At 67.9% G+C, this 16,948-nt stretch carries 14 protein-coding genes and 1 tRNA gene; 10 read left to right on the forward strand and 5 right to left on the reverse strand.

Features of this window, described 5'->3' with window-relative positions; all coding sequences use genetic code 11:
- Window positions 1–39 precede the first annotated feature (39 nt).
- Together ASD77_RS12815 and ASD77_RS12820 are read right to left on the reverse strand one after the other, a co-directional pair.
- Entirely contained in the window at window positions 40–1,572 is a 1,533-nt protein-coding gene (locus tag ASD77_RS12815) for an aldehyde dehydrogenase family protein (protein ID WP_055942282.1), read from the reverse strand.
- Window positions 1,573–1,830: 258 nt separating this feature from the next.
- A tRNA-Arg gene (locus tag ASD77_RS12820) sits at window positions 1,831–1,907 on the reverse strand.
- A 120-nt stretch (window positions 1,908–2,027) separates the two neighbouring features.
- On the opposite strand from ASD77_RS12820, the gene ASD77_RS12825 reads away from it, so the two are divergent.
- From ASD77_RS12825 to ASD77_RS12850, 6 genes are all read left to right on the forward strand, one after another.
- Window positions 2,028–2,483: a GNAT family N-acetyltransferase gene (locus ASD77_RS12825; protein WP_055942285.1), complete on the forward strand. Its 456-nt coding sequence runs from the start codon at window positions 2,028–2,030 to the stop codon at window positions 2,481–2,483.
- Window positions 2,484–2,814: 331 nt separating this feature from the next.
- Entirely contained in the window at window positions 2,815–5,307 is a 2,493-nt protein-coding gene (thrA, locus tag ASD77_RS12830; protein ID WP_055942288.1) for a bifunctional aspartate kinase/homoserine dehydrogenase I, read from the forward strand.
- 220 nt (window positions 5,308–5,527) lie between these two features.
- Entirely contained in the window at window positions 5,528–6,457 is a 930-nt protein-coding gene (locus ASD77_RS12835) for a homoserine kinase (protein WP_055942291.1), read from the forward strand.
- A gap of 54 nt (window positions 6,458–6,511) precedes the next feature.
- A complete protein-coding gene (gene thrC, locus ASD77_RS12840; protein WP_055942292.1) occupies window positions 6,512–7,801 on the forward strand; it encodes a threonine synthase in 1,290 nt (429 codons plus the stop codon).
- Window positions 7,802–8,340: 539 nt separating this feature from the next.
- On the forward strand, window positions 8,341–9,381 hold the full coding sequence (locus ASD77_RS12845) for a L,D-transpeptidase (RefSeq protein ID WP_055942296.1): 1,041 nt from the start codon (window positions 8,341–8,343) through the stop codon (window positions 9,379–9,381).
- 79 nt (window positions 9,382–9,460) lie between these two features.
- The gene (locus ASD77_RS12850; protein WP_235578552.1) at window positions 9,461–10,174 is read left to right on the forward strand and encodes a murein L,D-transpeptidase catalytic domain family protein; all 714 of its coding nucleotides are present in this window, start codon (window positions 9,461–9,463) and stop codon (window positions 10,172–10,174) included.
- 6 nt (window positions 10,175–10,180) lie between these two features.
- Here the strand turns inward: ASD77_RS12850 and ASD77_RS12855 are convergent, their stop codons facing one another.
- Window positions 10,181–11,041, reverse strand: coding sequence for an MBL fold metallo-hydrolase (locus tag ASD77_RS12855; protein ID WP_055942299.1), 861 nt, complete (start codon window positions 11,039–11,041; stop codon window positions 10,181–10,183).
- 73 nt (window positions 11,042–11,114) lie between these two features.
- On the opposite strand from ASD77_RS12855, the gene ASD77_RS12860 reads away from it, so the two are divergent.
- From ASD77_RS12860 to ASD77_RS12875, 4 genes are all read left to right on the forward strand, one after another.
- On the forward strand, window positions 11,115–11,426 hold the full coding sequence (locus ASD77_RS12860) for a metalloregulator ArsR/SmtB family transcription factor (protein WP_055942302.1): 312 nt from the start codon (window positions 11,115–11,117) through the stop codon (window positions 11,424–11,426).
- 10 nt (window positions 11,427–11,436) lie between these two features.
- Window positions 11,437–11,958, forward strand: a complete 522-nt coding sequence (locus tag ASD77_RS12865) for a rhodanese family protein (protein WP_055942306.1) — start codon at window positions 11,437–11,439, stop codon at window positions 11,956–11,958.
- Window positions 11,959–11,994: 36 nt separating this feature from the next.
- Window positions 11,995–12,477, forward strand: a complete 483-nt coding sequence (locus tag ASD77_RS12870; protein WP_055942309.1) for an OsmC family protein — start codon at window positions 11,995–11,997, stop codon at window positions 12,475–12,477.
- A 195-nt stretch (window positions 12,478–12,672) separates the two neighbouring features.
- On the forward strand, window positions 12,673–13,707 hold the full coding sequence (locus tag ASD77_RS12875; protein ID WP_235578553.1) for a LacI family DNA-binding transcriptional regulator: 1,035 nt from the start codon (window positions 12,673–12,675) through the stop codon (window positions 13,705–13,707).
- Between the two features lie 141 nt (window positions 13,708–13,848).
- Here ASD77_RS12875 and ASD77_RS12880 read toward each other — a convergent pair whose 3' ends face one another.
- Window positions 13,849–15,537 carry an alpha-amylase family glycosyl hydrolase gene (locus ASD77_RS12880; protein WP_055942314.1) on the reverse strand — a complete coding sequence of 563 codons (1,689 nt, stop codon included), beginning with the start codon at window positions 15,535–15,537 and terminating at the stop codon, window positions 13,849–13,851.
- On the reverse strand, window positions 15,537–16,922 hold the full coding sequence (locus ASD77_RS12885; protein WP_055942317.1) for an MFS transporter: 1,386 nt from the start codon (window positions 16,920–16,922) through the stop codon (window positions 15,537–15,539). The genes ASD77_RS12880 and ASD77_RS12885 overlap by 1 nt, the downstream gene beginning before the upstream one ends.
- Window positions 16,923–16,948 lie beyond the last annotated feature (26 nt).

Consider the following 16,948-nt stretch of genomic DNA (forward strand, 5'->3'; position numbering starts at 1 on the left):
GGGGCAGCCGGCATGCAGGCATGCCGGCGGCGTTGCGGATCAGAGGTCGAACTTGATGCCCTGGGCCAGCGGCAGCGAGTCGGAGTAGTTGATGGTGTTGGTCTGCCGGCGCATGTAGACCTTCCATGCGTCCGAGCCCGACTCGCGACCGCCGCCGGTTTCCTTCTCGCCACCGAACGCACCGCCGATCTCGGCGCCGCTGGTGCCGATGTTGACGTTGGCGATGCCGCAGTCGCTGCCCGCCGCCGAGAGGAACTGCTCGGCCGCCTTCAGGTTCTGGGTGAAGATCGACGACGACAGACCCTGCGGCACTGCGTTCTGCATGTCGATGGCTTCGTCGAGGGTCTTGTACTTCATGACGTACAGGATCGGCGCGAAGGTCTCGTGCTGGACCACTTCATCCGAGTTCTTCAGGCCGGTGACGATGGCCGGCAGCACGAAGTTGCCCTGACGGTCGATCGCGGTGCCGCCGGTCTCGACGGTGCCGCCGCTGGCCTTGGCCTTGGCGATCGAGTCGAGGAACTGCTGCACGGCGCCCTGGCTGTTGAGCGGGCCCATCAGGTTGGCCGGGTCGGTCGGGTCGCCGATCTTGCCTTCCACCTGCTTGTACGCCTTGATCAGCGTGGCCAGCACGGTGTCGTAGATGGATTCGTGCACGATCAGGCGGCGCGTGGTGGTGCAGCGCTGGCCGGCGGTGCCGACGGCGCCGAACACGATGCCGGGGATGGCCAGCTTCAGGTCGGCGGTTTCGTCCAGGATGATGGCGTTATTGCCGCCCAGCTCCAGCAGGCTGCGGCCCATCCGGCGCGCGACGCGCTCGCCGACGGTGCGGCCGACCTGGGTGGAGCCGGTGAAGCTGATCAGCGGGATGCGTTTGTCGTCGACGAACTGCTGCGCCAGCTCGACGCCGGCGTCGTTGATGAGGAAGAAGATGTCCGGGAAGCCGCCTTCCTTCAGCGCCTCGTTGCAGATCTTCATGCTGGCGATGGCGGTGAGCGGCGTCTTGTTGGACGGCTTCCAGATGCAGATGTCGCCGCAGATGCCGGCCAGGAACGAATTCCATGCCCACACCGCGACCGGGAAGTTGAACGCGCTGATGATGCCGACCAGGCCCAGCGGCTGGTACTGCTCGTACATGCGGTGGCCCGGGCGCTCGGAGTGCATGGTGTAGCCGTAGAGCATGCGGCTCTGGCCCACGGCGAAGTCGGCGATGTCGATCATCTCCTGCACTTCGCCGTCGCCTTCCGGCTTGCTCTTGCCCATTTCCAGCGCGACCAGCGAGCCCAGCGCATCCTTGTGCTTGCGCAGCGCGTCGCCGCACAGGCGGATCGCTTCGCCGCGACGCGGGGCGGGAGTGGTGCGCCAGACCTTGAACGCGGCCTGCGCACGGGCGACGACCTTCTCGTAATCCGCCTGGCTGCTGGCATGGACTTCGGCGATCACCTCGTTGGTGGTCGGGTTGATCGACTGCAGCAGGCCGGCATCGGTGGTGGTGGACCACTCGCCGCTGCCCAGATAGGTACCCGAGTTGGTGGTGGCGAGGCCGAGGGCCTTGAGGAGGTCAGCAGACATGGAAGCTCCAGGGGATCGAATTGCGGAGGACGCCGGCGCAAACCGCGGCGTCGCAGGGGGCACGATTCTACCAGAGCGACGTGCGTCGGCCTCGCGTAACTCCGTGTTTTTCCAGAGGTTCTTGTGCAACAGGCGCTTGCGCGCGCGGCCGTTGATCCGCTGCCGGGGTTTGTTCGGTTCGCCGACTCACGGTGGTGGCATTCGGCGATTCGCCGAGTGGGTCGGTGCGGTGCCGTTGCACCGGTCTGCAAGAAAGGATGGTGACCCCGGCGCGATTCGAACGCACGACCTGTCCCTTAGGAGGGGACCGCTCTATCCAGCTGAGCTACGGGGCCATCGGCCGCGATTCTCGCACGAAGTGCTCGCGCGCACGATGCACTTCGCGGCGGCGGTACCCAGGCGACGGCCCGCATGGCACTGTGGCGGTCACCCCATTCCCACGCCGTCACGCTCGCATGGACATCCGCCTCGACGACCTCCGCCATCCTGCCGTCGTGGCGCTGCTGCAGGAGCATCTGGACTGGATGCATCGCACGTCACCGCCGGAAAGCGTGCACGCGCTGGACGTGGACGCATTGCGGCGGCCCGACATCAGCTTCTGGACGATCTGGGAGGACGACGTGCTCGCGGGCTGCGGCGCGCTGCGCCAGTTGGATGCGCGGCATGGCGAGGTGAAGTCGATGCGCACGGCGCAGACCTGTCTGCGTCGTGGCGTGGCGGCACGGATGCTCGACCATGTGCTGGCCGAGGCGCGCCGACGCGGCTACGCGCGGCTCAGCCTCGAGACCGGGTCGATGGACTACTTCGCGCCGGCACGCGCGCTCTACGCGCGCGCCGGTTTCGTCGCCTGCGCGCCGTTCGGCGACTACGTGGAAGACCCGAACAGCGTCTTCATGACGCGCGCCCTGTAGCGTGCGGCATTGGTTTCAGATGCATCCAACTGACATCATTGGCTTTGTTGCGACGCAGCGCTTGACAGCCCCCCGGGGTGGCGTGTTTTTCTTCCGCCATGCGCTCCCCTTTCCCGCACGCAACGCTTCCCCTGCCGGCCTTGTCGCCGGCGTTGGCGCGTGCCGGCGAAGGACGCAACGTCATTACCACCACCATTACCACCCTGACTCGTCGGGTGCGGCTGGTTGTGTTCGCGTAAACCGCAGACCACGGCCCCGCACCCGGATCAGGATGCAGGGCCACCCCACTTCCTGATGCCGTGCCGGGCCTCCTACCCGAGGTTCCTGACCCATGTCGTCCCGCAACGCCGAAGTCGAACAACCCAAACCGCGCACCGTCGTCCACAAGTTCGGCGGCACCTCCGTTGCCGATGCCGAACGCTACCGCCACGTGGCGCAGCTGCTGCTGGCGCGCGACGAGGACGTGCAGGTCACCGTGGTGTCGGCGATGAAGGGCGTCACCGATGCACTGATCGAACTGTGCGAACTGGCTGCGACCAACCGCCCCGAGTGGCATGAGAGCTGGCACGCCCTGCGCGCCCGCCATCGCGGCGCGGCCGTGGCGCTGCTGGGCGAGGCGTCGGGGCCGGTGATCGAATGGGTGGACGAGCGTTTCAAGCGACTGGAAGAGATCCTCAACGCGCTGATCGTCATCGGCGGGCTGCCGGAACTGGTCCTGCAGCGCGTGCAGGGACTGGGCGAAGTGTGTTCGGCGCGCCTGCTGGGCGAGTACCTGTCGTTGCAGGGCGAAGAGTGTGCCGTGCTGGACGCGCGCGAGGTGCTGCGTGTCGATCATGGCGAACTCGGCGTGGTGGTCGACTGGGAGACCAGCGCGCAACGGCTGGCGGCGTGGCAGGCCACGCACCCGCAGCGCCGCGTGGTGGTCACCGGCTTCGTCGCGCGCGATCGCGAGGGCCGCTTCACCACCCTGGGCCGCAACGGCAGCGATTACTCCGGGGCGATCTTCGCCGCGCTGTACGACGCCGCCGAACTGCATATCTGGACCGACGTGGACGGCGTGCTGTCGGCGGACCCGCGGGTGGTCCCGGAGGCGGTGCAGCTCGGCGCGCTGAGCTACGACGAGGCTTGCGAGCTGGCCTACTTCGGCGCCAAGGTCGTGCATCCGCAGACCATGTCCCCGGCCATGGAGCGCGGCCTGCCCATCATCATCCGCAACACCTTCCATCCCGAGCATCCTGGCACGCGCATCACCGCCGAGCGCGACGCCGTGGGGCCCGTGAAAGGCCTGACGCTGAGCGCCGACCTGGCGTTGCTCAACCTGGAAGGCACCGGCCTGATCGGCGTGCCGGGCACGGCCGAACGCGTGTTCGCCGCCCTGCGCAACGCGCATGTGTCGGTGGTGATGATCTCCCAAGGATCGTCGGAGCATTCGATCTGCTGCGTGGTCAGGGCCAGCGAGGCCGCCAAGGGACAGGCGGCGCTGCTGGATGCCTTCGCGCATGAACTCGACACCCGCCAGATCCAGCGCGTGCAGCGTCGCGACGACGTCAGCGTGCTGGCGGCGGTCGGTGACGGCATGGCCGGCACGCCGGGCGTATCGGCGCGCCTGTTCGGTGCGCTAGGCCGCGCCCAGGTCAACATCCTGGCGATCGCGCAGGGCTCGTCCGAACGCAACATCTCCGTGGCCATCGACAGTGCCGATGCGACCAAGGCACTGCGCGCCGCGCATGCCGGGTTCTGGCTGTCGCCGCAGACGTTCGCGGTGGGGGTGATCGGGCCGGGCAACGTCGGTGCGGCGCTGATCGAACAGCTGCGCGCCGCACAGCCGCAGCTGCTGGGCAAGGCCAACGTCGACCTGCGCCTGCGTGCCATCGCCTCCAGCAAGCGCATGCTGCTGGACGAGCGCAGCATCGGCGCCGACTGGCGCGCGCGCTTCGACGCCAGCCCGCAGCCGGCCGACCTGGACCGCTTCACCCAGCATCTGCTGTCGGCGCACATGCCGCATGCAGTGATCGTGGACTGCAGCGCCAGCCCTGTCGTGGCCGACCGTTACGCCGAATGGCTCGCGGCCGGCATCCACGTGATCACCCCGAACAAGCAGGCCGGTGCCGGTCCGTTGCCGCGCTACCACGCGATCCGCGAGGCGGCTTCGGCCAGCGGCGCGCGGTTCCGTTACGAAGCCACGGTCGGCGCCGGCCTGCCGGTGATCTCCACGTTGCGCGACCTGCTGGATACCGGCGACGCGGTGCTGTCGGTGGAGGGCATCTTCTCCGGCACGCTGGCGTGGCTGTTCAACCGCTTCGACGGCAGCGTGCCGTTCTCGCAGCTGGTCACCGAGGCGCGCGGCCTGGGTTACACCGAACCCGATCCGCGCGACGACCTGTCCGGCACCGACGTGGCGCGCAAGCTGGTGATCCTGGCACGCGAGGCGGGCCGTGAGCTGGCGCTGGAAGACGTGCAGGTGGAGAGCCTGGTGCCGGAGACGTTGCGACAGGCCAGCGTCGACGACTTCATGGCGCGCCTCACGGAAGTGGATGCGGACTTCGACGCACGGCTTGCGGAAGCACGCGCGGCCGGCAAGGTGTTGCGCTACGTCGCACGACTGGATGCGGAAGGCCGCGCGAGCGTGGGACTGGTCGAACTGCCGGCGGCGCATGCGTTCGGCAATCTTCGCCTGACCGACAACATCGTGCAGTTCACCACGCGTCGTTACTGCGACAATCCGCTGATCGTGCAGGGTCCGGGCGCAGGCCCGGAAGTGACCGCCGCCGGCGTGTTCGCCGATGTGCTGCGGGTGGCGGCGGGGCAGGGAGCGAAGCTGTGAACGTGGAGGGAAGCGTTTTGCGACACGGATCAACGCGGATAGAGGCAGATGGAAGAAGTGCGACCGGTGCGAAAGACGCACCGGTGCAGCCAAGGATGGCGCGTCGAAGTGCCCCCGGGTTCGCTGCCTTCGCGTCAGCGCTCTCATCTGCCTTGATCCGTGTCGATCCGTGTCTACCCGCTGTTCGCCACGACGCCCGGCAAATGAGGGGTTTCGACGCATGAGGACGCAGGCGACGGCGTTCTCGCCGGCATCGGTGGGCAACGTGGGCGTGGGGTTCGACATCCTGGGCCATGTGATCGAAGGCGTCGGCGACACCGTGACCGTGCGCCGCATCGATGCGCAGGAGGTGCGTATCGCGGCGATCCGTGGTGCCACGGTGGACCTGCCGCTGGACGCACCGGGCAACACCGCGGGTGCGGCGCTGATCGCATTGCGCGAGGCGCTGGCGCTGCCGTTCGGGTTCGAGGTGGAGATCGACAAGGGCATCCCGCTCGGTTCCGGCATGGGCGGTTCTGCCGCGTCATGCGTGGCGGCCCTGGTCGCGGCCAATGCATTGCTGGACGCGCCGCTGACGCCCGCGGCCTTGTATCCGTATGCGCTGGTCGGCGAAGCCGTCGCCAGCGGCGGCAAGCACGGCGACAACCTCGGCCCGATGCTGCTGGGCGGGCTGGTGCTGTCCACCGCGGACCGGCTGGTGCGCGTGCCGGTGCCGGAACACTGGCATAGCCTGTTGGTGCACCCGGAGGCGGTCCTGGAGACGCGACGTGCGCGCGCCGCGTTGCAGGGCGCGTACGAACTGAAGGATTTCGTGGCGCAGAGCGCGAACCTGGCGCTGGTGCTGGCCGGCTGCCATGCCGGCGATGCCGCGCTGGTGCGCGAAGGCCTGCGCGATGTGCTGGTCGAACCGCGTCGCGCGCCGCTGATCGTCGGTTTCGCCGCCGCCAAGCAGGCCGCGCTGGACGGGGATGCGATGGGCGCCAGCATTTCCGGTGCCGGCCCCAGTGTGTTCGCCTGGTTCGAATCGCGTGCTGAGGCGGAGGCGGCGGCGCCCGCCGTGCAGGCCGCCTTCGCGGCCGCCGGTTTCGACAGCCAGGCCTGGGTGTCGCCGATCAATGCGACCGGCGCCGAACTGCTGCCCGCCAACTGACGTTTTCCACCCGGCCGTCCCGCGTCGTGCGGGGCGCCTTCCCTACGGCAGATCATGAACTTCATTTCGACCCGCAACGCCGCCCCCGCCGCCACGCTCAGCCAGGCGATCGCCGCCGGACTGGCGCCCGATGGCGGACTGTATGTTCCCGACGTGCTTCCGCCGGCCCGCGACCTGGTCCCCGGGCGCGCCATCGCCGACACCGCGGCCACCCTGCTGGCGCCGTTCTTCGCCGGCGATGCGCTGGAAGGCGAACTGGCGGCGATCTGTCGCGAGGCGTTCGACTTCCCGGCGCCGCTGCGGCCGCTGGGCACGCCTGGCGACCATGTACTGGAGCTGTTCCATGGCCCCACCGCGGCCTTCAAGGATTTCGGTGCGCGCTTCCTCGCCGGAGCGATGACGCGCCTGCGCCGCAGCGAAGCGAAGCCGCTCACCATCCTGGTGGCGACGTCGGGCGATACCGGCGCAGCCGTGGCCGCGGCCTTCCATCGGCAGCCCGGCTTGCGCGTTGTGGTGCTGTATCCCGATGGTCGCGTGTCGCCGCGGCAGGCGCACCAGTTGGGCTGCTTCGGCGACAACATCACCGCGCTGCGCGTAACCGGCTCGTTCGATGACTGCCAGGCACTGGTGAAGCGCGCGCTCAACGACGCGGACGTGCAGGCGCAGGCGCCGCTGAGTTCGGCCAACAGCATCAGCCTGGGGCGGCTGCTGCCGCAGATGAGCTACTACGCGCATGCGGCGTTGGTGCATCGCGCGGCGACCGGCGAGGTGCTGAACCTCGTCGTCCCGACCGGCAACCTCGGCAACGCGCTGGCGGCGATCCTGGCGCGCGCGCTGGGCGTGCCGCTGGGTCGCATCGCGCTGGCGACGAACGCCAACCCGGTGCTGCCCGACTTCTTCGCCGGTGGCGACTACGCGCCGGCGGCGAGCGTGGCGACGCTGGCCAACGCGATGGATGTCGGCGCGCCCAGCAACTTCGAGCGCCTGCGCTGGTTCTACCGGGACGACGACGCAGCGCTGCGTGCGGCATTCATCGCCATGCGCGTGGACGACGCGAGCATCCGCGAGGTCATCGCGCGCCGCTTCCACGATCATGGTGAAGTGCATTGCCCGCACACGGCGACCGCCATGAAGGTGCTGGAAGACCTGCGCGCCCAGGGTGAGCGCGGCCACTGGGCGGTGGCGGCCACCGCGCATCCGGCCAAGTTCGAAAGCGTGGTGGAGCCGCTGGTCGGGCACGCGGTCGACGTGCCGCCGGCGCTGGCCGATCTCCTGGCCCGTCCCGCACACGCCGACCCGATCCCCGCCAACTACGACGCCTTGCGCGAGCGCCTGCTGGCGTAATCGGGCGCCATGTCCCGCCTGTGGGAGCGACGTAAGTCGCGATGAGGCTTTACCGCCGGCCTTTCGCGACTTACGTCGCTCCCACAAGGCAGATAGCCTTCGCTGTGGCAGGCATGCCGTTTAGCCTTCTGGCGCCGCCTGCGCATGCCTACCCGATGCCCGCCGACTGCGACGTCTTGCGCGAGCGCCTGCTGGCGTAGCCGGACGCCCTATTCCGCCTGTGGGAGCGACATAAGTCGCGATGAGGCTTTACCGCCGACCTTTCGCGACTTACGTCGCTCCCACAAGGCAGATAGCCTTCGCTGTGGCAGACGTGCTGTTGGGCCTTCAAGCGCATCCCGCGCACGCCGATCCGATCCCCGCCGACTACCACGCCTTGCGCGAGCGCCTGCTGGCGTAGTCGGACGCCATATCCCGGATGTGGGAGCGACGTAAGTCGCGATGAGGCTTTACCGCCCACCTTTCGCGACTTACGTCGCTCCCACAGATCACGCAGCCTTGTCCGCTGCAGCCGCGTCCTCCTGCGCTAAGCTCATCCGATGACACGAAACATCCTGCCCACCGTCCTGCTGGCTACGTTGCTCGCCGCCGCAGCCCCGTTCACCACGCACGCGCAATCCGCCGTGCCGCAGGCCGATGTCCGCGCACTGAAGCCGGGCGAGTTCCTGTGGTATCCGCAGATCGCGCCCGAGGGGCCGGTGGTGCTGGTGGTCAGCCTGGACGAGCAGCGCGCCTACGTGTACCGCAACGGCATCGCCATCGGCGTGTCGACCATCAGTTCGGGCAAGGCGGGCAAGGACACGCCGACCGGCGTGTTCACCATTCTGCAGAAGAACAAGGACCACCGCTCCAACCTCTACAACAACGCGCCGATGCCCTACATGCAGCGGCTGACCTGGGACGGCATCGCCCTGCATGGCGGCCATCTGCCGGGCTACCCGGCGTCGCACGGCTGCGTGCGCCTGCCGCAGGCCTTCGCCGAGAAGCTGTTCGGCATCACGCGTTTCGGCGACTCGGTGGTGGTGGCCAATGCCAAGGCGTCGCCGGCCAGCCTGGTGCATCCGGCCGTGCTGGCACCGGTCACGTCGGGAGGGCAGGCGGCGCATCCCGACCTGTCGGCCTACGAGGTGTACTGGAACGAGGCGGCCTCGCCGGAGGGTCCGGTCAGCATCCTGGTCAGCCTGTACGACCAGCGCGTATCAGTACTTCGCAACGGCGTGCTGATCGGTGCGGCGCCATTGCAGATGGTGCGCGAGTTCGCGCTCAACGGCACCGTGCTGCTGGTGATGACGACCGGGATGGAGGACATCCCCAGCCTGCTCGATCCCCGGCAGAAGGAACACCGCTGGGTCGCCCATCGTGTGCTGGGCGAGGAGGGCGCGCCGATGCCGCCGCTGCGCTCATTGGGGGATTCGTTCTGGATTCCGCAGGGTTTCGCCCGTCGCCTGTACGCTGTGCTGAAACCCGGTACCACCGTGCTGCTGTCCGATCTGCCGGGCGTACGTGCAACGCCCGATGACCAGCCGTCGGTGCCGGTCTTGGAATCGGACGAAGCCAGCCCCACTCCGGTATCGCGCTGAGCCTTGCGGACGGAATCGGGACGCTGGCGCCATTCCCCGATCCTTGGGCCTCTGCATGAACCGATTCCCCTCCCTGCTTTTGTTGTGCATCGCCGCGATGGCGCTCTCGCAGGCCGGCGCTGCGCACGCAGGATCGACCACTGTCGCGTCGCCCGAGCGCCTGGTCGAGCAGTTGCATCGTGCGGCGCCATCGCTCGACCGCGAGGTGCTGTCGATGGCGGCGCACGCGATGACCTGCTCGATCCGTCGCGGCGAACCCGTGCCGATGCGCCGGCTCAGCGTGATCGACTATTCGCGGCCATCCACCCAGCCGCGCCTGTGGGTGTTCGACCTGGAAGCCGCCCGCCTGCTGTTCGAGGAGCGCGTCGCGCACGGTCGCAACACCGGCGAGAACCTCGCCACGCGCTTTTCCAATGCCACTGGCAGCTACATGTCCAGCCTGGGGGCCTTCGTCACGCAAGAGTCGTACCGCGGCGCGAACGGTTACTCGCTGCGCCTGCAGGGGCTGGAGCCCGGTTTCAACGACAAGGCGCGCGAGCGCGCCATCGTCATCCACGGCGCGCCCTATGTCAGCGATGCGCTGGTGCGCGCGCAGGGGCGGCTCGGGCGCAGCCTGGGTTGTCCGGCGGTCGGCACTGCCGTGGCCAAGCCGCTGATCGACAGCATCCGCGGCGGCTCGTTCCTGTTCGCCTACTACCCCGATCCCGCCTGGCTGAAGCACTCGCGCCTGCTGGGCGCCGACTGCGGGAGCGGTGTCGCCGCCCACGCCGCATCGCCTACGCCGGGCGGATGACGGCGGTCAGAGCTTGAGCGGAATTTTCAGGTAGCGTCGCCCGTTGTCCTCCGGCGCCGGCAGATGGCCGGCGCGGATGTTGACCTGCAGTGACGGCAGCAGCAGCGTCGGTGCCGGCAGCGTCGCATCGCGCGCTTCGCGCATGGCGACGAAGCTGTCTTCGTCCACGCCGCCACCGATGTGCACATTGCCGGCCTTTTCGTCGGCCACCGTGGTTTGCCATGCGTAGTGGTCGCGCCCCGGCGCCTTGTAGTCGTGGCAGAGGTACAGCGTGGTCTGTGGCGGCAGCGCCAGCAGTTTCTGGATCGAGCGGTACAGCGTGCGCGCATCGCCGCCGGGGAAGTCCGCGCGCGCGGTGCCGTAGTCGGGCATGAACAGCGTGTCGCCGACGAACACCGCATCGCCGATGCGATAGGACACGCAGGCCGGCGTGTGGCCGGGGGTGTGGATCACCTCGACCTGCAACTCACCGAGCGGGAACGTCTCGCCATCGCGGAACAGGCGGTCGAACTCGCGGCCGTCGCCACTGACATCATCCAGCCCGAACACCGGCGCGAACGTGCGCTGCACCTCGATGATGTGTTCGCCGATGCCGACCGGTGCGCCGGTCTTCTCCTTCAGGTACGGCGCCGCGCTGAGATGGTCGGCGTGCGCGTGCGTTTCCAGGATCCAGTGCGCCGTCAGGTCGTGGTCGGCGATGAAGCCGAGCACGGTATCCGCCGCGCGATGCGAGGCGCGGCCGGAGCGATGGTCGTAATCCAGCACCGGATCGATGATCGCGGCGTGGCGCGTGGCCGGGTCCCACACCACGTAGGTGATGGTGTGGGTCGCCTCGTCGAACCAGGCATGCAGGGCAGGGGTGGCCATGGAAACTCCGGTGGGGTTGCCTTTAAATTTAGGCAATACTAAATTAAGTTATATCTAAAGCAAGGGTGGTCCGATGTCCTTGAAGCAACGCGAACTGGAACAGCTGCGCGCCAGCGCCGCAGATGCCGCGGCGTTGATGCGGGCACTGGGTCATGACGGCCGGCTGCTGGTCCTGTGCACCCTGGTCGCGCAGGGCGAGTGTAGTGCCGGCGAACTGGCGCAGCAGGTCGGGCTGAGCCCGTCCGCGTTGTCGCAGCATCTGGCCAGGATGCGCGAGGACGGGCTGGTCGACAGTCGCCGCGAGGCCCAGAGCATTCATTACCGCATCGTCGAGCCTCGCGTGGCGCGGGTCGTGGCGCTGTTGAAGGACCTGTATTGCCCATGAGGAGGCACCCATGACGATTCCTTCGATTTCACCCGAACAGGCCCGGGCGCTGTTGGCCGACGGCGCGGTGCTGGTGGACATCCGCAACCACGACGAACACGCGCGCGAACACATCCCGGGCGCCGTGCTGTGGCTGGTCTCGCAGCCGGCGGTGCCTTTGCCGAAGGGCGCGGCGAAGACGGTGGTCTTCCATTGCCGTTCCGGTGCACGCACGCAGGCGAACGCCGCCAGGCTGGCCGCTGCGGCGGGCTGCGACGCGTTCCTGCTGTCCGGCGGACTGGACGCCTGGAAGCGGGCCGGCCTGCCGGTAAAGCAGGACCGTCGCCAGCCGATCGAACTGATGCGGCAGGTGCAGATCGCCGCCGGTTCGATGGTATTGACGGGCGTGGTGATCGCAGCCACGTTGTCGCCCTATGGCGTGCTGCTGTCCGGTTTCGTCGGCGCGGGGCTGGTGTTCGCCGGTGTCAGCGGCTTCTGCGGCATGGCGCGCCTGCTGGCGTGGATGCCCTGGAACCGCCGCACAGTGCCATGATCCCCTCCATCCCCTGTCCGCCGCCCGGAGCCGTCCATGAGTGATTCCCAGCACATCCGCATCACCCTGGAGCAGGAAGAGGACTACAGCTTCCGCATCCGTTTCGACGACACCACCATCGCCGACCTGATGGCCGACGAACCCCCGCCGCTGGGCAAGGGCGAGGGCCCGAATCCGACGCGGCTGCTGGTATCGGCGGTGGCCAACTGCCTGTCCGCCAGCCTGCTGTTCGCGCTACGCAAGTTCAAGAACACACCCGGCAAGCTGGTGACCCATGCCACGGCGGAACTGGTGCGCAACGAGCAGGGCAGGCTGCGGGTGGGCCACATCCATGCCGACATCCGGCTGGCCGAGGCCGGCACGGCGCATGCCTCGCTGGAGCGCATCCTGGCCCAGTTCGAGAACTTCTGCGTGGTGACCGAGAGCGTCCGCCACGGCATCGAGGTGTCCGTCAGCATCACCGACGCCGATGGCGTCCAGCTGCACGGCACCGCACGTACGGCACAGGGCGAGTCCTGAGCTGTGGGTGGGGGCGGGCTGCTCCTGTGGGAGCGACGTAAGTCGCGATGAAGCTTTACCGATGGCCCTTCGCGACTTACGTCGCTCCCACAGGACAAGGGAGGAGACCGGCAAGCCTAGCTCCCCCGGATCGCCGCCGGCGGTCGGCCATGGCATGATCCTGTCCTCCGCCGTCCGTAGCCGAAGCCGTCCGTGATCGCGCCCATTAAGGGGAAGGCCACCTCGCTGGACATCGCCCACCTGGCGGGCGTGTCGCAGCCCACCGTGTCGCGCGCACTGCGCGGAAGCCCGATGGTCAACGAGGAGACGCGCAAGCGCATCCTCGCCATCGCCGAACAGCTCAACTACAAGGTCGACAAGAACGCGTCCAACCTGCGCCGCCAGCATTCCGGCACGCTGGCGCTGCTGTTCTTCGAGGATCCGACGCCGGACGAATCGGCGATCAATCCCTTCTTCCTGTCGATGCTGGGCAGCATCACCCGCGCCTGCGCGCTGCGCGGTTACGACCTGCTGATCTCCTTCCAGCAGCTGTCCAACGACTGGCAGGCCGACTACGAAGACAGCAAGAAGGCCGACGGCATCATCCTGCTCGGCTACGGCGATTACCTGGAATCGCGCAGCCGGCTGGAGCGCCTGGTCGAGCAGGGCACGCATTTCGTCCGCTGGGGCGCGGTGCAGCCGGACACGCCGGGCGTGTCGATCGGCTGCGACAACACCCAGGGCGGGCACGACATCACCGCGCACCTGCTCGCGCAGGGGCGTCGTCGTGTCGCCTTCCTCGGCCACGCCTCCAACCACTATCCGGAATTCTTCGAGCGCTACCTCGGCCACCGGCAGGCGCTGGAAGCCGCCGGCCTGATGGCCGATCCGGCGCTGCAGGTCGATGCGATCACCACCGAACAGTCAGGCCACGAGGCGGCCAGCGTGTTGCTGGCGCGGGGCGCGGTGTTCGATGCGGTGTTCGCCGCCAGCGACCTGATCGCGGTCGGCGCGATGAAGGCGTTGATGGAGCATGGCAAGCGTGTTCCGGAGGACGTCGCGGTGGCGGGCTTCGACGATATCCCGCTGGCCAGTTCGATGAACCCCGGACTGTCCACCGTGCAGCAGGACACCAAGCGCGCGGGCACCTTGCTGGTGGAAACCCTGCTGGCGCTGATCAATGGCGAACCGGCGGAGAGCCAGGCCATTCCGGTGAAGCTGGCGTTGCGGGGGTCTACGGCAGCGAAGTGACCGGGCTTTTGTGGGAGCGACCTAAGTCGCGAAGGTATGCGCTCAGCCGACCATGATGTCGGAGGGCAGCTCCCAAGCTTTCCCGGCAGGCATGGTCTGCGATCGCGACTTACGTCGCTCCCACAACGGAAGGTGCGCTGCTCAATCCGCCTTCGGTGACTTGCGCGCCATCAGCTCGGCGAGGCGCGCGCGGGTGTCGACGCGGGTGATCGGCGCGTCCAGCAGGAACACGCGCACGCCGTGCGCCGGCACGTCCGCCTGCAGACGGTTGCGCACGCGCTGCGTCTTGCCGGTGAACGCATCGCGCCAGGTGCCGGCCTGCAGGTGATCGGACACCGACAACGTCGCCGGTGCGTCGGCCTTGTTCAGCAGCACCAGGGCGGTCTGGTTGATGCCGTCGTGCTGCAGCACGCGGTAGAACACCGCCTGGTCACCCTTCAGGCGCACGTTGAGTTGCAGGCCGCGCTGCAGGGCCGGGGTGTCGCGGCGCAGGTGGGCGATGCGCTTGAGCGGCGCGAAGATCGCACTCTCCGGCGCCGCGTCGATGCGTTCCTGGCCGAAGTAGTTGCGGTTGCCGGCGTGCTCGGCGTTGCCGCGCTCGAAGCCCACCTCCGAGCCGTAGTAGATCACCGGAATGCCGCGCGCCGTGAACAGCCAGTTGTGCGCATCGATGAAGCCGGTATCGGCGGCCTTCATGCGCGCCATGTCGTGGTTGTCGTAGAACGTCATCAGGTCGTACGGATTGGCGTACGGGCCGTCTTCCAGATACAGCGCCTTGCCGAGCTCCTCGTAGCTGACGCCGGGCTTCTCGAACACCTCCGTCAGCTTTCCCTTCAGCGGGAAGTCGAGCACGCTGTAGCCGCCGTTGCGGGTCCAGGTATGCCCGGCGATGCTGGCCGCGTCATAGTTGAAGTTCTCGCCGAACATGAAGAAGCCCGGCTTCTTCGCGCGGATGCGGTCGGCGAATTCCTTCCAGAACGCGTGCGGCATCCAGGCGATGGTGTCCACGCGGAACGCGGCAGCGCCCTGGTCGATCCACTGCTCGTACGCACCGACCAGGTACTCCATCACGGCCGGATTGTCCTCGTTGAAGTCCGACAGCTGCGCCAGTCCGCCGCCGGTGTTGTAGAACGCGTGCATCGGCTTGCGGCGCGGGTCCAGCTTGTCGGGGTCCAGGTTCTGGTGATCGGCGATCAGTTTGCCGTCCTTGTCCCACACCTTGCCGTACTGCGGCTGCAGGGTCGGCATGGAGTAGGCGGGCGAGCCGTGGTTGCCGACGATGTCGAGCACCACGTCCAGCTGCTGCTCCTTCATCGCCGCAGTGAAGCCGGCGAAGTCCAGGCCCTCGCTGGGCAGGTGTTCGTCGAGCTTGTAGAAGTTGATGCCCCAGTAGCCGTGGTAGCCGGTCTTGCCGCGGTCGGTGAACATCCCCTCCCACTTCACTTCTTCGCCGCCGGTGAAGGCCTGGTCGGGGTTGTCGATGATCGGCGTGATCCACACCGAGGTGAAGCCGAGGCCGCGGATGTAGCCGGCGTTGTCCAGCACGCCCTTGAAGTCGCCCCCCAGGTAGCCGACGTTGTCGCTCTGGCCCGCGGGTGCGCCGGGCGTGGGGCGGTCGAACGTCGGATTCTTCCCCCCCTGGTCGCGGTGATCGTTCGACGGGTCGCCGTTGACGAAGCGATCGGTCAGCACGAAGTAGACGGCTTCCTTCGCGAAGGGTTCGGTGGTGCCGTAGAACGCATCGACGGGTGTGGCCGCCAGCGTGGTCGCGGGCGCACACAGCAGCGAGGCCAGCAGCAGGGCGAGCGGACGGGGTGTGGGAAGACGCATCAGTGCACCTGCGGCGGGAGGGAAGACGGGGTATCGGTGGCTTCGTGCACGCCGGCGAGCGACACGGCCGCGATCAGCAGGCTGGCCCCGCTGATGACGAGGGCGAAGATCGCCTGGTTGTCGAACAGGCCGCGCAATGCCGGGCCGAGCACGGTTGCCGCCACGATCTGCGGCACCACGATGAACATGTTGAAGATACCCATGTAGATGCCCATCTTCTCCGCCGGCACATGGCTGGAGAGCAGGGCGTAAGGCATCGACAGGATGCTGGCCCAGGCAACGCCGACCAGTGCGAACGAGCCGATCAACCACACGGGCTCGGGCACGAACCACATCGACAGGAAACCGATGCCGCCCAGCACCAGCGAACCGGCATGCACGGCCTTGCGGTTCAAGGGCAGGCGCGCGGCATAGAAGCTCAGCAGCAGTGCGACCAGCATCGACGACAGGCCGTAGTAGCCCATGTACGAGCCCACCAGGTCCGCCGCGTCCTGGAACGCGGCGTTGGCCGACTGGAATGCGGCCGCCTGCGCCGGCAGCGCCATGTCGAACGCAGCGGGATCCGGCGCGGCCGCCTTGAACACGTGCTCGGTCAGCCCGGGCGTGGCCATGCTCCACATGGCGAAGAACGCCAGCCAGCTGAAGAACTGCACCACGCCCAGGCGACGCATCTGTGCGGGCATGTGGATCACGTGGTGGACGATCTCGCTGACGACATTGCCCTGCGCGCGCTTCTCCGCCTTGAAGCGCTCGAGATCCTCGGGCGGATACTCGCGCGTGGTGAGGATGGTCATCAGGATGCTAGCCATGAAGACGAATGCACCGATGGCGAAAGCGATCTTCACCGACGGCGGCACCACCCCGGGGCCGGCCTCGTTGGAGACGCCGAGCTGGGCGATGAACCAAGGCAGATTGCTGGCCACCCAGGTGCCGATGCCGATGATCAGGGTCTGCAGCACGAAGCCATAGGAGCGCTGTTCTTCCGGCAGCTTGTCGGCAACCAGCGCGCGGAACGGTTCCATGCTGATGTTGATGCTCGCGTCCAGCACCCACAGCAGGCCGGCGGCGATCCACAGCGTGGGCGAGTGGGGCATGAACACCAGTGCGATCGAACTGAGGATCGCACCGGCAAGGAAGTAGGGACGACGACGGCCCAGCAACGGATGCCAGGTGCGGTCGCTGAAGTAGCCGATCACCGGTTGCACCAGCAGGCCCGTCAGCGGCGCGGCGATCCACAGCAGCGGCAGCGCTTCCTTCTCCGCGCCCAGCGTCTGGAAGATCCGCGACATGAAGCCGCCCTGCAGTGCGAAGCCGAACTGGATGCCGAGAAAGCCGAACGACATGTTCCATATCTGCCAGAAGGACAGGCGGGGCTTGGCGGTCATTCGGGTTCCCTGGCAGCGTGGCGCGG

It is taken from the genome of Pseudoxanthomonas sp. Root65, from assembly GCF_001427635.1.
Taxonomy (GTDB): domain Bacteria; phylum Pseudomonadota; class Gammaproteobacteria; order Xanthomonadales; family Xanthomonadaceae; genus Pseudoxanthomonas_A.